The sequence below is a fragment of the Streptomyces sp. NPDC003327 genome, from assembly GCF_053589515.1.
Map to the genome: position 1 here is coordinate 12,736 of NZ_JBSFSA010000027.1, position 20,400 is coordinate 33,135.

At 74.1% G+C, this 20,400-nt stretch carries 14 protein-coding genes; 2 read left to right on the forward strand and 12 right to left on the reverse strand.

What is annotated here, in order from left to right; all coding sequences use genetic code 11:
- Nucleotides 1-6: 6 nt before the first annotated feature.
- From ACWDVG_RS20460 to ACWDVG_RS20505, 10 genes are all read right to left on the reverse strand, one after another.
- Nucleotides 7-852 carry a GNAT family N-acetyltransferase gene (locus tag ACWDVG_RS20460; protein ID WP_451700707.1) on the reverse strand — a complete coding sequence of 282 codons (846 nt, stop codon included), beginning with the start codon at nucleotides 850-852 and terminating at the stop codon, nucleotides 7-9.
- Nucleotides 853-994: 142 nt separating this feature from the next.
- Complete coding sequence (ispG, locus tag ACWDVG_RS20465) at nucleotides 995-2,152, reverse strand: flavodoxin-dependent (E)-4-hydroxy-3-methylbut-2-enyl-diphosphate synthase (protein WP_451700709.1); 1,158 nt, start codon at nucleotides 2,150-2,152, stop codon at nucleotides 995-997.
- A gap of 103 nt (nucleotides 2,153-2,255) precedes the next feature.
- Nucleotides 2,256-3,563 (reverse strand): M50 family metallopeptidase, encoded by a 1,308-nt coding sequence (locus ACWDVG_RS20470; protein ID WP_451700710.1) that lies wholly within the window; start codon nucleotides 3,561-3,563, stop codon nucleotides 2,256-2,258.
- The gene (gene dxr / locus ACWDVG_RS20475) at nucleotides 3,560-4,810 is read right to left on the reverse strand and encodes a 1-deoxy-D-xylulose-5-phosphate reductoisomerase (protein WP_451700711.1); all 1,251 of its coding nucleotides are present in this window, start codon (nucleotides 4,808-4,810) and stop codon (nucleotides 3,560-3,562) included. The genes ACWDVG_RS20470 and dxr overlap by 4 nt, the downstream gene beginning before the upstream one ends.
- A gap of 34 nt (nucleotides 4,811-4,844) precedes the next feature.
- A complete protein-coding gene (gene aroA, locus ACWDVG_RS20480) occupies nucleotides 4,845-6,104 on the reverse strand; it encodes a 3-phosphoshikimate 1-carboxyvinyltransferase (RefSeq protein ID WP_451700712.1) in 1,260 nt (419 codons plus the stop codon).
- A gap of 206 nt (nucleotides 6,105-6,310) precedes the next feature.
- Nucleotides 6,311-8,245, reverse strand: a complete 1,935-nt coding sequence (locus tag ACWDVG_RS20485; RefSeq protein WP_451700713.1) for an acyl-CoA dehydrogenase family protein — start codon at nucleotides 8,243-8,245, stop codon at nucleotides 6,311-6,313.
- A 179-nt stretch (nucleotides 8,246-8,424) separates the two neighbouring features.
- Nucleotides 8,425-9,870 carry an aldehyde dehydrogenase family protein gene (locus tag ACWDVG_RS20490; RefSeq protein ID WP_451700714.1) on the reverse strand — a complete coding sequence of 482 codons (1,446 nt, stop codon included), beginning with the start codon at nucleotides 9,868-9,870 and terminating at the stop codon, nucleotides 8,425-8,427.
- Nucleotides 9,871-10,053: 183 nt separating this feature from the next.
- A complete protein-coding gene (locus ACWDVG_RS20495) occupies nucleotides 10,054-11,010 on the reverse strand; it encodes an EamA family transporter (protein ID WP_451700715.1) in 957 nt (318 codons plus the stop codon).
- A 154-nt stretch (nucleotides 11,011-11,164) separates the two neighbouring features.
- A complete protein-coding gene (locus tag ACWDVG_RS20500) occupies nucleotides 11,165-12,718 on the reverse strand; it encodes a PucR family transcriptional regulator (protein ID WP_451700716.1) in 1,554 nt (517 codons plus the stop codon).
- Nucleotides 12,719-12,858: 140 nt separating this feature from the next.
- On the reverse strand, nucleotides 12,859-15,468 hold the full coding sequence (locus ACWDVG_RS20505; protein ID WP_451700717.1) for an ATP/GTP-binding protein: 2,610 nt from the start codon (nucleotides 15,466-15,468) through the stop codon (nucleotides 12,859-12,861).
- A 233-nt stretch (nucleotides 15,469-15,701) separates the two neighbouring features.
- Here ACWDVG_RS20505 and gabT point away from each other — a divergent pair, with 233 nt between their 5' ends.
- Together gabT and ACWDVG_RS20515 are read left to right on the forward strand one after the other, a co-directional pair.
- On the forward strand, nucleotides 15,702-17,036 hold the full coding sequence (gene gabT / locus ACWDVG_RS20510; RefSeq protein ID WP_451700718.1) for a 4-aminobutyrate--2-oxoglutarate transaminase: 1,335 nt from the start codon (nucleotides 15,702-15,704) through the stop codon (nucleotides 17,034-17,036).
- A 326-nt stretch (nucleotides 17,037-17,362) separates the two neighbouring features.
- On the forward strand, nucleotides 17,363-17,875 hold the full coding sequence (locus ACWDVG_RS20515) for a phosphatase PAP2 family protein (RefSeq protein ID WP_451700719.1): 513 nt from the start codon (nucleotides 17,363-17,365) through the stop codon (nucleotides 17,873-17,875).
- Here the strand turns inward: ACWDVG_RS20515 and ACWDVG_RS20520 are convergent.
- Together ACWDVG_RS20520 and ACWDVG_RS20525 are read right to left on the reverse strand one after the other, a co-directional pair.
- The gene (locus tag ACWDVG_RS20520; protein ID WP_451700720.1) at nucleotides 17,841-19,643 is read right to left on the reverse strand and encodes a chitinase; all 1,803 of its coding nucleotides are present in this window, start codon (nucleotides 19,641-19,643) and stop codon (nucleotides 17,841-17,843) included. The genes ACWDVG_RS20515 and ACWDVG_RS20520 overlap by 35 nt on opposite strands.
- Before the next feature lie 66 nt (nucleotides 19,644-19,709).
- Nucleotides 19,710-20,180: a hypothetical protein gene (locus ACWDVG_RS20525; protein ID WP_451700721.1), complete on the reverse strand. Its 471-nt coding sequence runs from the start codon at nucleotides 20,178-20,180 to the stop codon at nucleotides 19,710-19,712.
- Between the last annotated feature and the right edge of the window lie 220 nt (nucleotides 20,181-20,400).

Here is a 20,400-nt window from a genome sequence, read left to right on the forward strand (position 1 = left end):
CCGGGATCAGAACAGCACGCTCATGAAGGCGCCGGTCTCGCGGAAGCCGACGCGCCGGTACGCGGCGCGGGCGGGGGTGTTGTAGTCGTTGACGTACAGGCTGACGACGGGGGCGACGTCGGCGAGGGCGTACCGGAGGACGGCGGCCATGCCGGTCTCGGAGAGGCCCTTCCCGCGGTGCTCGGGGGCGACCCAGACGCCCTGGATCTGGCAGGCCTGGCGGGTGGCGGCACCGATCTCGGCCTTGAAGAGGACCTTGCCGTCCTCGATGCGGGCGAAGGCGCGGCCGGCGCCGACGAGTTCGGCGACGCGGGCCTGGTAGAGGAGTCCGCCGTCGCCGGCGAGCGGGGAGATGCCGACCTCCTCGGTGAACATGGCCACGCAGGCGGGCATGATCACGTCCATCTCGTCCTTGCGGACGCGGCGGACCAGCGGGTCGGGGGCGATCTCGGCGGAGGGCGTCTCGGTGACCATCAGCGGCTGGCAGGCCCTGACGTCCCTGGCGGGACCCCAGCTGGGTTCCAGGAGCCGCCAGAGCGCGGAGGTGGGCTCGGCGGGGCCGACGATCGAGGAGCAGCGGCGGCCGGTCCTGCGGGCGCGTTCGGCGAAGGCGCGGACGGCCTCGGGGGTGGCGCAGAGCGGGACGAGGTTGGCGCCGGAGTAGCAGAGGGAGCGGAGCCGGCCGTCGGTGTACCAGCCCCACATCTCGCCGCCGAGGCGCCAGGGGTCGAGCCCGGCGGCCTGGACGCGGGCGGTGACGAAGGCGTTCTCGACGGGGGCGCTCTCCAGGACGGCGAGCGCGGCGCCGAGATCGGCGGGTTCGAGGACCCGGGTGTGGGTTTGCGTCAGCACGTGGGGGGCCTCACGGACGGATCTGCTGGTCTCCGCACTGTACCCCCACCCGCCGGGAGGGGGCTCCGCGCGCATGCGGAACCCCTCCGTCCCGGGGCGGGACGGAGGGGCTGCGGACGTACGGCCCCGGGGAGGGGCGGGGTCAGCCGGCGACGGCGACGGTGGGCTCGCCGCTGGCGATCCCGTCCTTCTCCATCTGCTCGGCGATCTTGAGGGCCTCCTCGATGAGGGTCTCGACGATCTTCGACTCGGGGACGGTCTTGATGACCTCGCCCTTCACGAAGATCTGGCCCTTGCCGTTGCCGGAGGCGACGCCGAGGTCGGCCTCGCGGGCCTCGCCGGGGCCGTTGACGACGCAGCCCATGACGGCGACGCGCAGCGGGACGGTCATGCCGTCGAGGCCGGCGGTGACCTCCTCGGCGAGCTTGTAGACGTCGACCTGGGCCCGGCCGCAGGACGGGCAGGAGACGATCTCCAGGCGGCGCTGGCGGAGGTTGAGGGACTCCAGGATCTGGATGCCGACCTTGATCTCCTCGGCCGGCGGCGCGGAGAGGGAGACCCGGATGGTGTCGCCGATGCCCTCGGAGAGCAGCGCGCCGAAGGCTACGGCGGACTTGATGGTGCCCTGGAAGGCGGGGCCCGCCTCGGTGACGCCGAGGTGCAGCGGGTAGTCGCACTGGGCGGCGAGCTGGCGGTAGGCGTTGACCATGACGACCGGGTCGTTGTGCTTGACCGAGATCTTGATGTCGTGGAAGCCGTGCTCCTCGAAGAGGGAGGCCTCCCAGAGGGCGGACTCGACGAGCGCCTCGGGGGTGGCCTTGCCGTACTTGGCGAGGAGGCGGGCGTCGAGCGAGCCGGCGTTGACGCCGATGCGGATCGGGGTGCCGGTGGCGGAGGCCGCCTTGGCGATCTCCTTCACCTTGTCGTCGAACTGCTTGATGTTGCCCGGGTTGACGCGGACGGCTGCGCAGCCCGCGTCGATGGCGGCGAAGACGTACTTGGGCTGGAAGTGGATGTCGGCGATCACCGGGATCTGCGACTTCTTCGCGATCGTGGCGAGGGCGTCGGCGTCGTCCTGCGTCGGACAGGCCACGCGCACGATCTGGCAGCCGGAGGCGGTGAGCTCGGCGATCTGCTGGAGCGTTGCGCCGATGTCGGAGGTACGGGTGGTCGTCATCGACTGCACCGAGACGGGTGCGTCGCCGCCGACGGCCACGCTGCCGACCTGGATCTGGCGGCTCTTGCGCCGCTCGGCGAGCCGGGTCGGGACGGTGGGGATACCGAGAGCAATCGCGGTCATCAGTTGTGCAACCTCAAGGTTGTGCGTCGGCGGGCCTCAGGTCTCCGAGGTTACCGCCCCGGGGGCGGGGGGCCGGACACCACCGGGTGCGGCCCCCTGGGGTTCAGGTGATCTTCACCGGGTTGACGAGGTCGGCGGCGAGGACGAGCAGGGTGAAGCAGACGAAGACGCCGGCGACCACGTAGGCGGCGGGCATCAGCCTCGCCACGTCGAAGGGGCCGGGGTCGGGGCGGCGGAAGATCCGGGCCGTGTTGCGGCGGACGGACTCCCACAGGGCGCCCGCGATGTGGCCGCCGTCGAGCGGCAGCAGCGGGAGCATGTTGAACAGGAACAGCGAGACGTTGAAGTACACCAGCAGGTTCATGAACATCACGAGGATGGTCGTCGGAGGTGCGTCGACGGTCATCAGTTCGCCGGTGATGCGGGCGGCCCCGACGACGCCGACGGGCGAGTCCTCGGCGCGCTCGCCGTCGCCGAAGGTGGCGTCCCAGAGGCCGGGGATCTTGCCGGGGAGCGCGACGACCGACTCCAGGCCGTTCTCCAGCAGGTCGCCCATCCGGTCGGTGGTCTCGACGAAGGTGAGCGCCCTGACCTCGCTCTTCGGCTGGAAGCCGAGGTAGCCGGCGGGGACGTACTGGACGGGCCGGACGATGTTGCCGTCGGCGTCCTTCTTCTCGACCATGTTGGTGACGAGCGTGGGGTGAAGGTCGATCCGCTGCCCGTCGCGCTCGACGGTCAGGGTGGCCTGGCCGAGGGTGGCGCGGATGCCGTCCGAGAGGGTGTCCCAGTCGGGCACCGGGCGGCCGTTCAGGGCGACGATCCGGTCGCCGTCCTTGAGGCCGGCCTGGAAGGCGGGGGAGACCGGGTCGCCCGGGCGGCACTCCTTGCGCGCCTCGCTCTGCTTGAGCACGCACTTCTGGACGCCCGCGACCTCGGTCGTCGACATCTGGGTGCCGAGCGTCATCATCGAGCCGAAGAAGAGCGCGGCTGCCAGGACCAGGTTCATGAAGGGCCCGGCGAACATGACGATGACGCGCTTCCACGGCTTGCGCGTGTAGAAGAGCCGGGTCTCGTCGCCGGGCTGCAGCTCCTCGTACGACGCCTCGCGGGCGTCCTCGATCATGGAGCGCCAGGGCGAGGTGGAGCGGGCCTCGACGCGGCCGTCGTCGCCGGGCGGGAACATGCCGATCATGCGGATGTAGCCGCCGGCCGGGATGGCCTTGATGCCGTACTCGGTGTCGCCGCGCTTCCTCGACCAGAGGGTGGGCCCGAAGCCGACCATGTACTGCGGCACGCGGATGCCGAACAGCTTGGCGGTGGAGAGGTGGCCCAGCTCGTGCCACGCGATGGAGACGAGGAGTCCCAGCGCGAACAGCACGATGCCGAGGATGTAGAGAAGTGCTTCGGTCATGCGCGCGCCTCCGCCGTTGCCTTCGCTGCGAGCTCCCGGGCCCGGGCCCTGGCCCAGGTCTCCCCTTCCAGGACGTCCGGCAGGGTGAGGGAGGTTCCCCGGGTGGGGGTGCCGTGCTCCGTGACGACCGCCGTGACGGTGTCCATGATGCCGTTGAACGGCAGCCGTCCCGCGAGGAACGCCTCCACGCACTCCTCGTTCGCCGCGTTGAAGACGGCGGGGGCGGTGCCGCCCAGTGCGCCGACGTGCCGGGCGAGACCGACCGAGGGGAAGGCCTCGGTGTCCAGGGGGAAGAACTCCCAGGTCGAGGCGGTGGTCCAGTCGAAGGCGGGGGCCGCGTCCGGGACCCGCTCGGGCCAGCCGATGCCGATCGCGATGGGCCCGCGCATGTCCGGCGGGGTGGCCTGGGCGAGCGTCGAACCGTCGGTGAACTCCACCATCGAGTGGACGTACGACTGGGGGTGGACGACGACCTCGATGCGGTCGAACGGGATGTCGTAGAGCAGGTGGGCCTCGATGACCTCCAGGCCCTTGTTCACGAGGGTCGCGCTGTTGACGGTGATGACCGGGCCCATGGCCCAGGTCGGGTGGGCGAGCGCGTCCTCCCGGGTGACGTGCGCCAGCTCCTCGCGCGTACGGCCGCGGAAGGGGCCGCCGGAGGCGGTGACGACCAGCTTGCGGACGTCGGCGCGGGTGCCGGCGGCCAGCGCCTGGAAGAGGGCCGCGTGCTCGGAGTCGACCGGGATGATCTGGCCCGGCTTGGCCAGCGCCTTCACCAGCGGGCCGCCGACGATCAGCGACTCCTTGTTGGCGAGGGCGAGGGTGCGGCCCGCCTCCAGGGCCGCCAGGGTCGGCGCGAGGCCGATGGAGCCGGTGATGCCGTTGAGGACGGTGTGGCACGGGGACGCGGCCAGCTGCGTGGCCGCGTCGGGGCCCGCGAGCAGCTCGGGCAGCGGCTCGGAGCCGTACAGCGCCGTCAGGGCCGCGCGCAGCTCGGGCAGCGCCTCCTCGCGGGCGACCGCGACCGCGGCGACCTTCAGCCGGTGCGCCTGCTCGGCGAGCAGGCCGACCCGGCCGCCGGAGGCGGCCAGGGCGGTGACCCGGAAGCGGTCGGGGTGGCGCAGCACCAGGTCGATGGCCTGGGTGCCGATGGACCCGGTCGAGCCGAGGACGACGATGTCCCGACGTCCTTCGGACACGTCGAAGGCGATGTGCGGGTCGGCGAGAGGGGAGGGGCGGTCGCTCATGCCCCCCATTCTTGCCGCAAAGACCGCGCGGTCTTCACGGGGTGCGGGCGAACGCGTCGAAGGCTCGGTGGAAGCCGGGGAACGTCTTCTTGACGCAGCCGGGGTCGTCGAAGGTGATCCCGGGGGTGCGCAGGCCCGTGACGGCGAAGGACATGACGATGCGGTGGTCGCCGTGGGTGGCGATCTCGGCGGGGCCGGTGGGCGTGCCGGGGTGGATCTCGATCCAGTCCGGTCCGGTCCGGACGGTGACGCCGAGGCGCCGGAGGTTCTCGGCGCAGGCGTCGAGGCGGTCGCACTCCTTGACGCGGGTGTTGGCGACGTCCTCGATGCGGACGGGGCCGTCGGCGAAGGGCGCGATCGCGGCGAGCGTCGGCATGGTGTCGGAGATGTCCCGCATGGTGACGGTGAGCCCGCGCAGGGTGCCGGTGGAGCGGACGGTGGTGCGGTCGGCCTCGATCCGTACGTCGGCGCCCATCCGGCGCAGGACGTCGACGAACGCGAGGTCGCCCTGGAGGGCGCCGGTGCCGAGCCCGGGGACGGTGACGGAGCGGCCGGGTTCGAGGGCGGCCGCGGCGAAGAAGTAGCTGGCGGTGGAGGCGTCGGGCTCGACGGCGTACGTCCGCGCCCGGTAGCCGGTGGGGGCGACGCGGTAGGTACGGCCCCGGGCGCCGCCCTCGCCGCCGTCCACCACGGTCACGTCGGCGCCGAAGGAGCGCATCATCGCGAGGGTGATCTCGACGTACGGCTCCGAGACCAGGTCGGTGACCGTGATGTCGAGGCCCTCGGCGGTGAGCGGGCCGAGCATGAGCAGGGCGGTGAGGTACTGGGAGGACTGCCCGGCGTCGAGGGTGAGCGCGCCGCCCTTGACGCCGTCGGCGTGGACGGCGAGCGGGTGGTGGCCCTCCTTCTCGCCGTGCCGGAGGTCGACGCCCAGCTCGCGCAGGGCGGTGCTGAGGGGGCCGAGGGGGCGGCGGCGCATCTGGGCGGAGGCGTCGAAGCGGTAGGTGCCGCGGCCTGCGGCGGCGAGGGTGGGCAGGAAGCGGGCCGTGGTGGCGCCGTCGCGGCAGTAGACGTCGGCGGCGTCCACGCCGGGGCCGGCCGGGCGGCCCTCGACGTGCCATGCGTCGGGCGTGCGGCGGACGGCGTAGCCGAGGGCGGTGAGGCCCTCGGCGAAGCCCTCGGTGTCGTCGGAGACGAGCGGGCGCAGGAGGGTCGTGGTGCCCTCGGCGGCCGCGGCGAGGAAGAGCGCGCGGGCGGTGACGGACTTGGAGCCGGGGATGTCGATGACGGTCACGGGGCCATGGTGCCGTGACCGCCGGTCGCCGGGCGGGGCCGTCCGCCGTTCGGACGGGGGTGCCTGCGGGCGCGGGGGGCCGGCGGGGGCCGGGGCGGGGCGGGGCCGGCGGGCGCGGGCTGCCGCGCATGCGGCCGCGGGCGGGCGGGTTGCCGCGGCGGGGCTTTCCCGCCGCGGGTGGAGCGGGCGTCCGCGGCAGCGGTCGGTTACGGGATCTTCCGGTGGACGTTCCGCTCCCGCGACGGGCCCGGGGTGGCGTCCGCGATCCAGGGGCCGTCGCCGCTCGGGTCGAGGATGCCGGCCTCCAGCCAGGTGTAGCGGCCGTCGAGGACGCCGTCGACGATCCGCCGGTCCAGGTCGTCGGTGTTGGACCACAGGCGCCCGAACAACTCCTCGGTGCGCAGCCGCGCCTGGCGGCAGAAGGCGTCCGCGAGGCGGTGCGCCTCGCGGCCGTGGTCGCCTCCGGTGCGGAGCAGTTCCGCCCGGACGCAGGCCGCGCTCATGGCGAACAGTTCGGCGCCGATGTCGACGATCCGGCCGAGGAAGGCCTGCTTGAGCTCCAGGCGGCCCTGCCAGCGGGTCATCCCGTAGAAGGTGGCGCGGGCGAGCTTGCGGGAGGTCCGCTCGACGTACCGCAGGTGCTCGGCGAGGGCTCCGAACTGACGGTAGGAGCCCGGGAGTTGGCCCGGACCGGTGACGAGCCCGGGGAGCCAGCGGGCGTAGAAGCCGCCGGCCCGCGCGCCCGCCCGCACCTTCTCGGCCGGCGTCCGGTCGGGGTCGACGAGGTCCCCGGCGACCGACAGGTGGGCGTCGACGGCCTCGCGGGCGATCAGCAGGTGCATGATCTCGGTGGAGCCCTCGAAGACCCGGTTGATCCTGAGGTCGCGCAGGACCTGTTCGGCGGGGACGGCCCGTTCGCCGCGGGCGGCGAGCGAGTCGGCCGTCTCGTACCCCCGCCCGCCCCGGATCTGGACGAGCTCGTCGGCGACGCGCCAGGCCATCTCGGAGCCGTACAGCTTGGCGAGCGCGGCCTCGATGCGGATGTCCTTGCGGCCCTCGTCCGCGAGCTGGGAGGCCAGCTCCACGACGGCCTCCAGGGCGAAGGCGGTGGCGGCGATGAAGGAGATCTTGGTGGCGACGGCCTCGTGCCGGGCGACCGGCCTGCCCCACTGCTCGCGCACCCCGGACCATTCGCGGGCGATCTTCAGGCACCACTTGGCGGAGCCGGCGCAGGCGGCGGGGAGCGAGAGCCGGCCGGTGTTGAGGGTGGTGAGGGCGATCTTCAGGCCGGCGCCCTCGGGACCGATCCGGTTCGCGGCGGGGACGCGGACGCGGTGCAGTCGGGTGACGCCGTTCTCCAGGCCGCGCAGGCCCATGAAGGCGTTGCGGTGCTCGACGGTGATGCCGGGCGAGTCGGCCTCGACGACGAAGGCGGTGATGCCGCCTGGGTGACCTTCCGAGGCCGGGACGCGGGCCATCACCACGAGCAGGTCGGCGACGACGCCGTTGGTGGTCCACAGCTTCACGCCGTCGAGGACGTACGCGTCGCCCTCGGCGTCCGTGACCGGCACGGCGGTGGTGGCGAGCCGCGCCGGGTCGGAGCCGACGTCGGGCTCGGTGAGCAGGAACGCGGAGAGGTCGGTGCGGGCCAGCCGGGGCAGGAAGGCGTCCTTCTGCTCCTGGGTGCCGAAGAGTTTCAGCGGCTGCGGTACGCCGATCGACTGGTGCGCGGAGAGCAGGGCGCCGACGGCGGGGCTGACGGAGCCGACGAGGGCGAGCGCGCGGTTGTAGTACACCTGGGTGAGGCCGAGGCCGCCGTACTTCGGGGCGATCTTCATCCCGAGCGCGCCGATCTCCTTGAGCCCGGCGACGGTCTCGTCGGGGATGCGGGCCTCGCGGTCGATGCGGGCGCCGTCGATCCGGGTCGCGCAGAAGTCCCGCAGGACGGCGAGGAAGGCCTCGCCGCGCCGGACGTCCTCGGCGGCGGGCAGCGGATGCGGATGGATCAGGTCCAGCCGGAACCGGCCGAGGAACAGCTCCTTCGCGAAGCTGGGTCTCCCCCAGTCCCGCTCGCGCGCGGCCTCGGCGACCTGCCGGGACTCGCGCTCGGTGACCCTGGGCCGCTCGGTCGATGCGGACATGGACGCCTCCTTGGGCTTTTGTCCGTCGTACCCGATACCGGTGGGTTCGGAAAGCGCGGGGACGCGAGCGGGGCCTGGGGGCGGGGCCGAGGGGGGGGCGGGGCCGGGGGCGTACGAGAAGGCGGCCCGGGCCCCCGCACAGTGGGCCCGGACCGCCTGGTCTCGTGGAGGGACCGCCCTTACAGGGCGAGACCCGTGAGGACGAGGACGCGCTCGTAGGTGTAGTCGTCCATCGCGTACCTGACGCCCTCGCGGCCGACGCCGGAGCGCTTGGCGCCGCCGTACGGCATCTGGTCGGCGCGGTACGAGGGGACGTCGCCGACGATCACGCCGCCGACCTCCAGGGCGCGGTGGGCGCGGAAGGCGGTCTGCAGGTCGTGGGTGAAGACACCCGCCTGGAGGCCGAAGTCGGAGTCGTTGACGGCGGCGAAGGCCTCGGCCTCGCCGTCGACCGTGGCGATCGTCAGGACCGGGCCGAAGACCTCGGCGCGGGCCAGGGTGACGTCGGCCGGGAGGTCGGTGAGGACCGTCGGGGCGTAGGTGGCGCCCTCGCGCTTGCCACCGGCGAGGAGCTTCGCGCCGGCCGCGACGGCCTCGTCGACCCAGGACTCGACGCGCCGGGCGGCGGCCTCGTCGACCAGCGGGCCGACGTCGGTGGCGTCGTCCGCCGGGTCGCCGGTGACCTGCGCCTCGACGGCGGCGACGATCTTGGGCACCAGGCGGTCGTGGAGCGAGGCGTCGACGATCACGCGCTGCACGGAGATGCAGGACTGGCCGCCCTGGTAGTTGGAGAAGGTCGCGATGCGGGACGCGGCCCAGTCCAGGTCGGCCTCGGAGGACCAGTCGGGCAGGACGACGGCCGCGGCGTTGCCGCCGAGCTCCAGGGTGCAGTGCTTGTGCGGCACGGACTGCTGGATGGCGTAGCCGACCTTGTCCGAGCCGGTGAAGGAGATGACCGGGAGGCGCTCGTCCTGGACGAGGGCGGGCATGCGGTCGTTCGGGACGGTCAGGATCGACCAGGAGCCGGCCGGCAGGTCGGTCTCGGCAAGGATCTCGCCCAGGATGAGGGAGGAGATCGGCGTCGACGGGGCCGGCTTGAGGATGATCGGGGCGCCGACGGCGATGGCCGGGGCGACCTTGTGGGCGCTGAGGTTCAGCGGGAAGTTGAACGGCGCGATGCCGAGGACGACGCCCTTGGGGATGCGGCGCGTGAGGGCGAGGCGGCCCGCGCCGCCCGCCTCGGTGTCCAGGCGCTGGGCCTCGCCGGCGTTCCAGCGGCGGGCCTCCTCGGCGGCGAAACGGAAGACGGAGACGGCGCGGCCGACCTCGCCGCGCGCCCACTTGATGGGCTTGCCGTTCTCGGCGGAGATCAGCTGGGCGATCTCCTCGGTGCGCTCGGCGAGCCGCTTCGACACGTGGTCGAGGGCGGCGGCGCGGACGTGCGCCGGGGTCGCGGCGAACTCGTCGACGACGGCGTGCGCGGCGGCGACGGCCTCCTCGACCTGGGCCTCGGTGGGCACGCTGACCTTGCCGACCAGACGTCCGTCGTACGAGTTCGTGACGTCGAAGGAGGCGTCGCCGGTGGCCTCGCGGCCGGCGAGCCAGAAGGCGTGGGTGGTCGTCATTGCGTACCGGCCCTTTCCGTTCCGTAGCGGGGGTGGCGTGAGGGGGTGTTCTCGCGCTCTCGTGACACGTTAGGGCGAAGGGGGCGGAGGGGCGCTTGTCCGCGATGGAGTGATGGGCGGGGGTTCCTGTCCGCTTTGGCCGAAGCGGGGGAGCCCGCGGACGCGGGTGCGCGCGGGCGGGCGTCAGCGACGCCGCTCGGTCGAGACGATCAGACAGACCCCACCGACGACGATCGCGCCGCCGAGGGCGATGGGCCAGCTGACGGCCTCGTTCAGGACCAGGGCGCCGAGCGCGACGGCGACGACCGGGTTCACGTACGCGTAGGTGGCGACGAGCGAGAGCGGGGCGGCCTGGAGGAGCCAGGCGTACGCGGTGAACGCGAGCAGCGAGCCGAAGACGACCAGGTAGGCGAGGGCCGCCCAGGAGCGGGTGGAGACCTCGGCCAGGTCGAGGCCGTGCTGCTCGCCGCGGATCAGGCCCACGACGAGGCCCGCGACGCCGCCGGCGACCATCTCGTACGCGCTGGCGGCGAAGGGGTTGGCCGGCATGGGAACGCGCGAGGAGGAGAAGGACCCCACGGACCAGCAGAGGGTCGCGGCGATGACCAGGAGGACGCCGCCGACCTGCACCTCGCCGCTGAGGCCGGGGAGCGTCAGGACGGCGAGCCCGGCGAGGCCCAGGAGGACACCGGTGACGCCGCCCGCGGTGGGCCGTTCGCCGGAGAGCGCCTTGAGGATGACGACCCAGGCGGGGACGACGGCGATGAGCAGGGCGGCCAGGCCGGAGGGGACGGAGGTCTCGGCGAGGACGACGAGGCCGTTCCCGCCGAGGATGAGGAGCAGGCCGACGACCACGACCGAGAGGAGCTGGCGGCGGGTCACCTTGAGCGCGGCGGGCCCCTGCCGCCAGGCGATGATCCCCGCGAGGATCAGCCCCGCGGTGACGAAGCGGGCGCCCGCGGAGAGGAAGGGCGGCATCGTCTCGACCACGATCCGGATGCCGAGGTAGGTGGAGCCCCACACGACGTACACGATGCCGAGGGCGAGCCAGACGGCGCCGGTGATCCGCCGCCGGGGGGCGCCCGGGACGGTGGGGGTGGCCTGGACGGTGGGGGCCGGGTCGACGGCGGGGCTTGTCATGTGCAGGAGACTATGGAGCGTCGGGCCCGGAAGCCAAGAAAATTGCCCGCATCCGGGCAGGGTCGACGGAATGCGGACCCGAAACCCCGACGAGACGGGCGAGACGACACCGGGACGGGACGAGACGACACCCGGGGCGGGGGAACCGAACCCCTTACGCCGAGTCCTCGCCCGTCGCCTTGAGGGCCAGCCACAGCTCCATCCGGACGTCCGGGTCGTCGAGCGAGCGGCCGAGGATCTCCTCCACGCGCCGCATCCGGTAGCGCAGGGTGTGCCGGTGCACGCCCAGGTCCGCCGCCGCCGCGTCCCACTGGCCGTGCCGGGAGAGCCACGCCCGCAGGGAGGCGACCAGGTCGCCGCGGCCCGTCGCGTCGTGGTCGCGCAGGGCGCGCAGCATGCCGTCGGCGAAGGCCCGTACGGCGTCGTCGGCGAGGAGCGGCAGGACCGAACCGGCCGCCAGCTCCTCGTGCTCGACGAGCGCGCGGCCGCGGCGGCGCGCCACGGAGAGGGCCTGCTCCGCCTGCCGGTAGGCGCCCGCGGTGGCGACCGGCCCGGCCGGGGCCGAGAGGCCGACGACCAGACCGGCGTCCTCCGCCTCCCGTTCCGCGTACCCCTCGCAGGCGGCGACGACCGCTCCCCCGTCGCCCGCGAGGACGACCAGCCGGTCCTCGCCCTCGGGCACGGTGAGCACCGCCTCCCCGGCGCGGGCCGCGGCGGTCTCCAGGGTCTCGGCGAGCACGGGGAGCGGCGCCTCGCCGGCGGACTCGGAGCCGGCCGGTTCGGCGATGAGCAGCCGGAAGGGGGCGTCGAGGAGCCCGCCGTACACGTCGCCGGCGACCGCCCGCGCGTGGTCCGGCTGACCGGCGAGCAGCATGCGCAGCACGGCGGCGCCCAGCCGCTGCTCGGCGGCCTGGAGCGAGCGGGAGCGTTCCGTCGTCAGGGTGAGCAGGGCGATCGCCGAGTGCACGGCGTACCGCTCGGCCGTCCCGAGCGGCGCGCCCGTGCCGACGGCCAGCGCACCGCGCACCCGGCGCCCGGTCCCCAGCGACTGCAGCTCCACCCGGTCGTCGGTGCCGCCGACGACCGCGCTCGCCGGAGCGGGGCGCTCGCGCAGCCGCTCGACGTCGGAGGTGAGCCGGGCGGCCCGGCGCGCCGCCCATTCGGGCGAGACGGCGACGACGGTGCCGGACGTGTCGTACAGCGCGGCCCAGCCGTCCACGTGCGCGGCGAGCCGGGCGACGACGGCGTCCGGGCCCTCGGCGAGGGCCGCCCTGGTCAGCTCCCGCTGGGCCTCGAAACCGGCGGTCACCGCCCGGTACTGGTCGGCCGCGATCGCCGCCGACACCGCCTTGCTGATCGCCAGGAACGGCGTCCTGCGGGGCACCTCCAGGAGGGGCAGGTGTTCCTCGCGCGCCGCGTCGAGCAGCGCCGCCGGGATGTCCTCGTAGTTGACGCCCACCGCGAACCCGAGCCCCACGACCCCGGCCGCGAGCAACCGCCGGACGTACGGGCGCATCGTCTCCGGGTCCTCCGCGTCCAGCTGGAGCGCGGTGGTCAGGAGCAGCTCGCCGCCCTCCATGTACGGGACGGGGTCGGCCAGCTCGCTGACGTGGGCCCAGCGGACGGGGGTGTCGAGACGGTCCTCGCCGGCGCGGACGACGAGTTTGAGGGAGGAGTGCTGGACGAGCGAGGCGAGGGTGGGCGGCATTGGGGACCGTCGGACCTTTGAGCGAGGACCACGCACGGCCAGCCGTGCACGGCGCGGGGAGGACGCCGCTCAACCGAGCGGCGCCCCCGATTGTGCCAGGGCCCCGGGCCGCCCGCGCCCGCCCGCCGCGCGGGTGGCGGTCAGCCCCGCAGGTCGACCAGGACCGGCGGGGTGTGGTCGCCGCGGGTCGTCGTCAGGGAGACGACGGCGTGTCCGGCGGGGACGGAGTGGGCCAGGTCCGAGGCGGACCAGCGCGGGCGCTCGACCTTCCTGACGGTGACGGCGTCGGTGGTGACCGCCTTCCCGGTGACCTTCTTGCGCAGGGCGTGGTAGGCCCGGGTCATGGGCTGGTTGGCGAAGACCGTGTGGTGGGCGACCTCCTCGGTCTCCACCCACTCGGTGCCCCAGGCCTCGGCGAACCCCCGGCCGTCCCAGGTGGTGACCCCGGCGAAGGCGACGCGGCAGCCGACGGCGCCGAGCAGCGGGCCGTGCAGGGACTCGGGCACGTCGGCCAGCGTGCGCAGGCCGAGGACGACGCCGGCGTTCTGCGGGCGGAGCCGCTGGAGGGAGCGGACGGTGCCGGTGGTGACGGCGCCGGTGGCGTCGTCGAGGACCAGGCAGACGAAGTGGGGGCGGGCGCCCCCGCCGCGTACGGCCGTCAGGAACTGGGCGAGGAGCAGGCGGGCGAGCAGCCGCGAGGCCTCCTCGTGGCCGCGGTCGGGCAGCTGGACGAGGACGCGCAGCGGGTGGTGGAGGACGGACTTCAGCGCGAAGGGCCGGGCGCCCCCGGCGGCGGCCGCCGCGCCGTCCCCGGGCACGCCGTCCCCGGGCACGCGGGCGCCGAAGAAGTCGGCGAAGACCGGCCGGTCGAGGAGCGAGAGCCGGTCGGCGAGGAGGGGACCCGGGTCGGAGGGGGCGCCCGCCTGCCGGATCCGGGCCTCCAGCTCGCGGCGCATGGTGGGCGCCGCGTCCGCCGGGAGCAGGTCGAGCAGCGCCGACAGGGCGGCGGGACCCGCTTCGAGGAGCTCGCGCAGGACGGGCACGGTCGGGAAGCGGCCGTGCGCGGCGCGGTAGGGGCCGATCAGCTGGGCGAGGACGGTGGCGGCGCGCCGGGCGTCGACCGTGTCGACGTCGCCGACGAGCCCCTCCGCGAGCAGGGCGGCGGCCTCGTCGGGTTCGGTGAGCCCCGCGTAGGGGTCGAGGTCGTACGGCGAGGTCGGGTCGCCGAGCCGGATCACGACGTCGTACGCGTCGGGGGGACCGAGCGGCGCGTCGGCGGACCCGACGGTGACGACCGCGCACGCGCCGGTGAGGGCCTGGAGGGCGAGGGACTCGGCCACGGGCCGGGTGAGCCGCTCCGTCTTGCCCGCGCCGGAGGGTCCGACGACCAGGAGCGAGGTGCCGAGGGCGGCCGTGTCGAGGGCGAGACCGGCGCCCCGGTAGGCGGCCGGGTTGCGGGCGCCCGCGTCGCAGCGGCCGAGGCGGACCTGGCCGAGGAGCAGGTCGTGGGTGGCGGTGCGGCGCGGCAGGTCGCGGTCGCCGGAGGGGTGAGCCCAGGCGGCGGCGCCGTGCCGGAGCACGGTGTCGACGAAGCCGGCGAGGCGGCCGGGGTCGCCGTGGGCCCTGTCCCAGCGGCGGCGGACGCGGGCGCAGTCGACCTCGTTCATCCGTCCGGCCGAGACCTCGGCGGTGAGGAGGTCGGCCGCGCTGTGCTGCCCGGCGGCGCGGAGGGCGGGCCACTGCGAGGGGGGGACGGGGACGCCGGGGGCGGGGGCGGCCTCCGCGTCCGCCCGCCGGGTGCGCAGCCAGGTGCGGGCGAGCTCCGGCCAGCCGCCGAGCCGCGCGAACGGCCACAGGACGGCGGCGGTGACCAGGGCGTACACGCCGTACGTGAGGAAGGGCGAGGAGAAGATCGCGAGGTCTCCGCCGATCAGCGCCACGAGGTACAGCACGGGTGTGGCGACGGGCAGCGGCTCCCAGCCGACGAAGGGGAAGGCCTCCGGCCAGACGAACATGAGCGCGATCAGGGCCGCGCCGCCGGTGAGGGCGGCCCGGGCGGGCGGCCGGTACGGCTCCAGGAGGTGGCGGGCCACCTGGCCCCAGGAGCCGAGCGTGGCCACCGCCCACACGATCAGGCCGAAGACGACGCCGCTGTAGACGACGTGGGCCGCCCGTCCGTGCCAGTCGCGGGGCGTGGTCGTCGGGGCGTACCACCACTCCTCCGGGGTGAGCGCGGTCAGCGGGATCCAGAGGTACGGGACGCCGCCGCGGCGCCAGACGGACCAGAGGACGAGGCCGACGAGGAGCGGGATGACGAGCCCGGCGAGGGTGATCGGCGCGAGGCGCCGCGCCTCGCGGGGCGGGGCGGGCGGCACGTGCCGGAGGCGCCAGATGCCGGGGGCCGTCTCGGGGCGCGGGGCGTCCAGCCAGTCGGCGACGGGGGCCCGCACGGCGGGCGCCCGGCCGGGCGGGGGCGGCGGGGCGCTCGGCGGGGCGGGGGCGGCGGGACCGGCCGGGCCCGCGGGGGTTCCCGGGGCGTGCGCGGGCGGCGCGGGAACCGGCGCGTGCGCGAGCGGATGCGCGGGCCCGTGCGCCGGGCGCGGCGGCACCTGCGGCAGGCCCGCCCCCGGCGCGCCGCCCGGCGCGCCCGGCGCAGCCCCCGGCGGCCGGGCGTCGGCCGGCGGGGTCGTCGGGCGGGGGACCGACGGGTCCCTGGTGTCGCGCGAGTCGTACGTGCCGTCGGTCTCCATGTACCCCTGCCCCCTGAACAGCCAGGTCGCCGCCACTGTGCCCCCGTCAATCTAGTGGGCCGGGCGCGCCCCGGAGGGGTTTCGCCGGGCGGGGGCGGAAGGGTCACCCTGTCCATCGCGGACAACGACACACCCGCGACCACTCCCGATCGGCGCATGCCCGCACCCCTCCCCCGCGCCTAGCCTGCGGAAGAAACCCGCAAGTGCGTCCAGATCACCCCCAGGAGCCACGCATGAACGCTGTCCCGCAGGAGCGGCGCGTCGTCACCGCCATCCCCGGTCCGAAGTCGCAGGAGCTTCAGGCCCGTCGTCTCGACGCGGTCGCCGGTGGCGTGGGCTCCACGCTGCCCGTCTTCACCCAGCGGGCCGGCGGCGGCATCATCGAGGACGTCGACGGCAACCGTCTGATCGACTTCGGTTCCGGCATCGCCGTGACCTCGGTCGGCGCCTCCGCCGAGGCCGTCGTGCGCCGCGCGTCCGCGCAGCTCCAGGACTTCACCCACACCTGTTTCATGGTGACGCCGTACGAGGGCTACGTGGAGGTCTGCGAGGCGCTCGCCGAGCTGACCCCGGGCGACCACGCCAAGAAGTCCGCGCTGTTCAACTCGGGCGCCGAGGCGGTCGAGAACGCGGTGAAGATCGCCCGCTCGTACACCAAGCGCCAGGCCGTCGTGGTCTTCGACCACGGCTACCACGGCCGTACGAACCTCACCATGGCGCTGACGGCGAAGAACATGCCGTACAAGCAGGGCTTCGGTCCGTTCGCCCCCGAGGTCTACCGCGTGCCGGTGGCCTACGGCTACCGCTGGCCGACCGGTGCCGAGAACTGCGGCCCCGAGGCCGCCGCCCAGGCGATCGACCAGATCTCCAAGCAGATCGGCGCCGACAACGTCGCCGCGATCATCATCGAGCCGGTCCTCGGCGAGGGCGGCTTCATCGAGCCGGCCAAGGGCTTCCTGCCGGCGATCGTGAAGTTCGCCAACGACAACGGCATCGTCTTCGTCGCCGACGAGATCCAGGCCGGCTTCTGCCGCACCGGCCAGTGGTTCGCCTGCGAGGACGAGGGCATCGTCCCGGACCTCATCACGACCGCCAAGGGCATCGCGGGCGGTCTGCCGCTCGCCGCCGTCACCGGCCGCGCCGAGATCATGGACTCCGTCCACGGCGGCGGTCTGGGCGGCACCTACGGCGGCAACCCGGTGGCCTGCGCCGGTGCGCTCGGCGCCATCGAGACGATGAAGGAGCTCGACCTCAACGGCAAGGCCAAGCGCATCGAGGAGGTCATGAAGGCCCGCCTCGCCACGATGCAGGAGAAGTACCCGGTCATCGGCGACATCCGCGGCCGCGGCGCCATGATCGCCATCGAGCTGGTGAAGGACCCGGCGACGAAGGAGCCGTACGCGGAGGCCGCCGCGGCCCTGGCGAAGGCCTGCCACGCCGAGGGTCTGCTGGTCCTGACCTGCGGCACCTACGGCAACGTGCTGCGCTTCCTGCCGCCGCTGGTCATCGGCGAGGACCTGCTGAACGAGGGCCTCGACATCATCGAGACGGCCTTCGCCGGCATCTGACCGGGGCCGGACTCCGCACTCCGTGTGAAGACTCTGTGGGGGGCCGATGGCGGGATGCGCATCCCGCTGTCGGTCCCCTCTTCTCTGGCGTACGGTTTCCGCAGATGAGAGAAACACCCCGGACGGAGCCTCCCCAGCGACGTCCACACCGTGCCTTCGCGCACACCCCCGGAGACGAGTGCTCCGGAACTCCTCACCGATCGGATGGCCGCCCGCCCCACACCCCCCGGGGCGCGCGGCAGCCCGATCCCCTCGGCCGTCCTGGAGCCACCCCCCCTGTTCCAGGACGGCCGGCTCTCTTCTCGGCGCTCGTCGCCCTCGCCGTCGTGACCTGGCAGGTGCTCGTCCACGGCCCCTTGGCCAGGCTCGACGAGCGGGTGTCCCGCGCGGTGGTGGACTCGGTCCCCCGGCGCCTGAGCGAACTCGCCTCCGACCTCGGCAACCTGACGGTCGCGGTCCCGGTCCTCGTCTGCGCGATGGCGTACGCGGTGTGGCGCGGCCGTCGGCGCGCCGCGCTGTACGCGGGCCTGGCGATGGCCGCCGTACCCCTCCTGGTCGTTCCGCTGAAGGAGTGGACCGCCCGCCCCGGCCCGCTGGAGCCCTGGGCGCACGGCTACTACCCGTCCGGCCACACGGCGACGGCCGCGGTGGCCTACTTCGGCGCGGCCTTCCTCGTCTCGAACCGGCTGGTTCCCGTCGCCGCCGTGCTGACGGCGGTGACGGGAACCGGTCTGGTGCTGCGGGGCTTCCACTGGCCGCTGGACGTGTTCGCCAGTCTCTGCCTCAGTCTGCTGGTCCTGGCGGTCAGTTCCAGCGGTACGCGTCGAAGTTCCGGCTGAACTCCCACTGGTTGTAGCGGTCCCAGTTGATGGACCAGGTCATCAGGCCGCGCAGGTCGGGCCAGGTGCCGTGGGTCCGGTAGGTGCCGCAGCCGACCCCCTTCGTCAGGCAGTCGAGCGCCTTGTTCACCTCGGCCGGGGCGGTGTGGCCGTTGCCCGCCTGGGGGGAGGCGGGCAGGCCGATGGCGACCTGCTCGGGGCGGAGGGCCGGGAAGAAGCGCTCGGCGTTCCCGGCGACGGGGAAGCCGGTGAGGAGCATGTCGGTCATGGCGATGTGGAAGTCGGCGCCGCCCATGGAGTGGTACTGGTTGTCGAGGCCCATGATCGGGCCGGAGTTGTAGTCCTGGACGTGGAGCAGGGTGAGGTCGTCGCGCAGGGCGTGGATGACCGGCAGGTAGGCGCCGGCGCGCGGGTCCTGGCCGCCCCAGGGGCCCGAGCCGTAGTACTGGTAGCCGAGCTGGACGAAGAAGGTCTCGGGGGCCATCGTCAGGACGAAGCCGGGGCCGTACTTCGCCTTGAGCGTCTTCACCGCCTGGACGAGGTGGACGATCACCGGGCTGGTCGGGTTGCGGAAGTCGGTGTCGCCGTTCTGGAGCGAGAGGGAGTGGCCCTCGAAGTCGATGTCGAGGCCGTCGAGGCCGTACTCGTCGATGATCTTCGAGACGGAGGTGACGAAGGCGTCGCGGGCGGCGGTGGTGGCGAGCTGGACCTGGCCGTTCTGGCCGCCGATGGAGATGAGGACCTTCTTGCCCGCGGCCTGCTTGGCCTTGACGGCCGCCTTGAACTCCGCGGGGGTCTCGACGTTCGGGCACTCGGTCGGCGGGCAGAGGCTGAAGCGGATGTCGCCGGAGGTCACGGACGTGGGCTCGCCGAAGGCGAGGTTGATGACGTCCCAGGAGTCGGGCACGTCGGCCATGCGGGTGTAGCCGGAGCCGTTGGCGAAGCCGGCGTGGAGGTAGCCGACGAGGGCGTGGGCGGGCAGGCCGGTGCCGGGGTTGCCGCCGCCCGCGGAGGTGGTGGCGGTCACGGCGGCGGACTTCGGGGACTCGCCCGCGCTGTTGGCGGCGGTGACCTGGAAGGTGTACGGGGTGGCGGCCGCGAGTCCGGTGACGGTGGCGGCGGTGCCGGTGACCGTCAGGACCCGGCTGGTGCCGCGGTAGACGTGGTACGAGGTGGCGCCGGGGACCGCGGTCCAGGTCAGCGGCACGGTGCTGGAGGTCGGTGAGCCCGCCGTGAGACCGGTGGGGGCGGCCGGGACGGTGACGGGGTCGCCGCCGGGGCCGTACAGCGACAGGTCGTCGGCCTGGTAGGCGGGGGTGCCGTACCAGCCGTGGGTGTGGAGGGTGACCGAGGTGGTGGAGGCGCCGGTGGTGAAGCTGGTGCTGAGCTTCTGCCAGTCGGGGGCCGAGGCCGTCCAGGTGGAGACGTCCGTGGTGCCGGTGCCGGTGGCGCCCAGGTGGACGTAGCTGCCGCGGACCCAACCACTGAGGGTGTACGTCGAGCGGGGCTTCACGGTCACGGTCTGGGAGCAGCGGGCGTTGTCGGCGCCCGCCGGGGTGGCCTGGAGCGCCTTCGTACCGCTGCGGACGGGTGAGGTGACGACGGCTCCGCTGCCCGCCGTACAGGTCCAGCCGTCGAGGCCGGCCTCGAAGCCGCCGTTGCGGGCGAGTTCGGCGTCGGCGGCCCCGGCGGGCGGGGTGAGCGCGATCAGCCCGCCGGCGGCCAGGGCGCCGGCGAGGAGCAGGGTGAGCGGTCTGGTGCGGTCCACAACTGCCTCCGGGCATGGGGGAATCGAGGTGGAGCGCGCACAGCATGGTCCAGACCAATCGAGTGGTCAAGACCTCTCTCCCCGTTCGTCCCGGGCCAGTTGGCCCGCCGCCTCGTGCATCGCCAGCTCCAGGAGCGTGGCGTCGGTGAGCGTGCCCACGCCGTCCGGCGTGACGAGCCAGCGCACTCCCCCGGTCGACCGCCCCGGGTACGGCACCACGATCCAGGTGCCCCGGCCCGCACTGCGGACGCCCGTGCCGACCCAGCGGGCGGCGGTGCCGGGCGGCACGAAGAAGCCCGTCCGGGCGTCGCCGAAGTCGGCGAGGACGGGGCCCGGCCGGTCCACGAGCCGGGTCAGTACGTCCAGGGTGGGGTAGCCGAGTTCGGCGGGCAGGATGAGCACGTCCCAGCGCCGGCCGGCCGGGAGCAGGGCGACCCCGTGCGGGTTGCGCTCCCACTCCCAGCGGCAGGCGTCGGGATCCGGCGCCGCCGACGCCAGCCACTCCACCGCGGTCTTGGCCCGTCCTGAACCAGTCATGACCTCTGAACTCCCCTCCGTGTGCGGACACGTCGTCCACCCACAGAGAGCGCGGGCGGCGACGGTCATGACGCGGGTTCGGAGCACCGGTCGCCGGAGGTGTGGGTGATGTGGGTCACACCTCCGGCGCGGGGGCGTCCGATCGGGTGGACGGCGCCGGGCCGGGACGGCGGCTTCGGCGTCCCGCCGCCGTCCGCGTGGTCGGATGAGCCTCCGCTCC

What these genes read in the sequence shown, in the direction of transcription:
- ACWDVG_RS20525 (WP_451700721.1), bottom strand. Translation starts at nt 20,180, where the DNA reads ATGACTGGTTCAGGACGGGCCAAGACCGCGGTGGAGTGGCTGGCGTCG.
- dxr (WP_451700711.1), bottom strand. Translation starts at nt 4,810, where the DNA reads ATGAGCGACCGCCCCTCCCCTCTCGCCGACCCGCACATCGCCTTCGAC.
- ispG (WP_451700709.1), bottom strand. Translation starts at nt 2,152, where the DNA reads ATGACCGCGATTGCTCTCGGTATCCCCACCGTCCCGACCCGGCTCGCC.
- ACWDVG_RS20500 (WP_451700716.1), bottom strand. Translation starts at nt 12,718, where the DNA reads ATGCCGCCCACCCTCGCCTCGCTCGTCCAGCACTCCTCCCTCAAACTC.
- ACWDVG_RS20505 (WP_451700717.1), bottom strand. Translation starts at nt 15,468, where the DNA reads ATGGAGACCGACGGCACGTACGACTCGCGCGACACCAGGGACCCGTCG.
- ACWDVG_RS20495 (WP_451700715.1), bottom strand. Translation starts at nt 11,010, where the DNA reads ATGACAAGCCCCGCCGTCGACCCGGCCCCCACCGTCCAGGCCACCCCC.
- gabT (WP_451700718.1), top strand. Translation starts at nt 15,702, where the DNA reads ATGAACGCTGTCCCGCAGGAGCGGCGCGTCGTCACCGCCATCCCCGGT.
- ACWDVG_RS20490 (WP_451700714.1), bottom strand. Translation starts at nt 9,870, where the DNA reads ATGACGACCACCCACGCCTTCTGGCTCGCCGGCCGCGAGGCCACCGGC.
- ACWDVG_RS20470 (WP_451700710.1), bottom strand. Translation starts at nt 3,563, where the DNA reads ATGACCGAAGCACTTCTCTACATCCTCGGCATCGTGCTGTTCGCGCTG.
- ACWDVG_RS20485 (WP_451700713.1), bottom strand. Translation starts at nt 8,245, where the DNA reads ATGTCCGCATCGACCGAGCGGCCCAGGGTCACCGAGCGCGAGTCCCGG.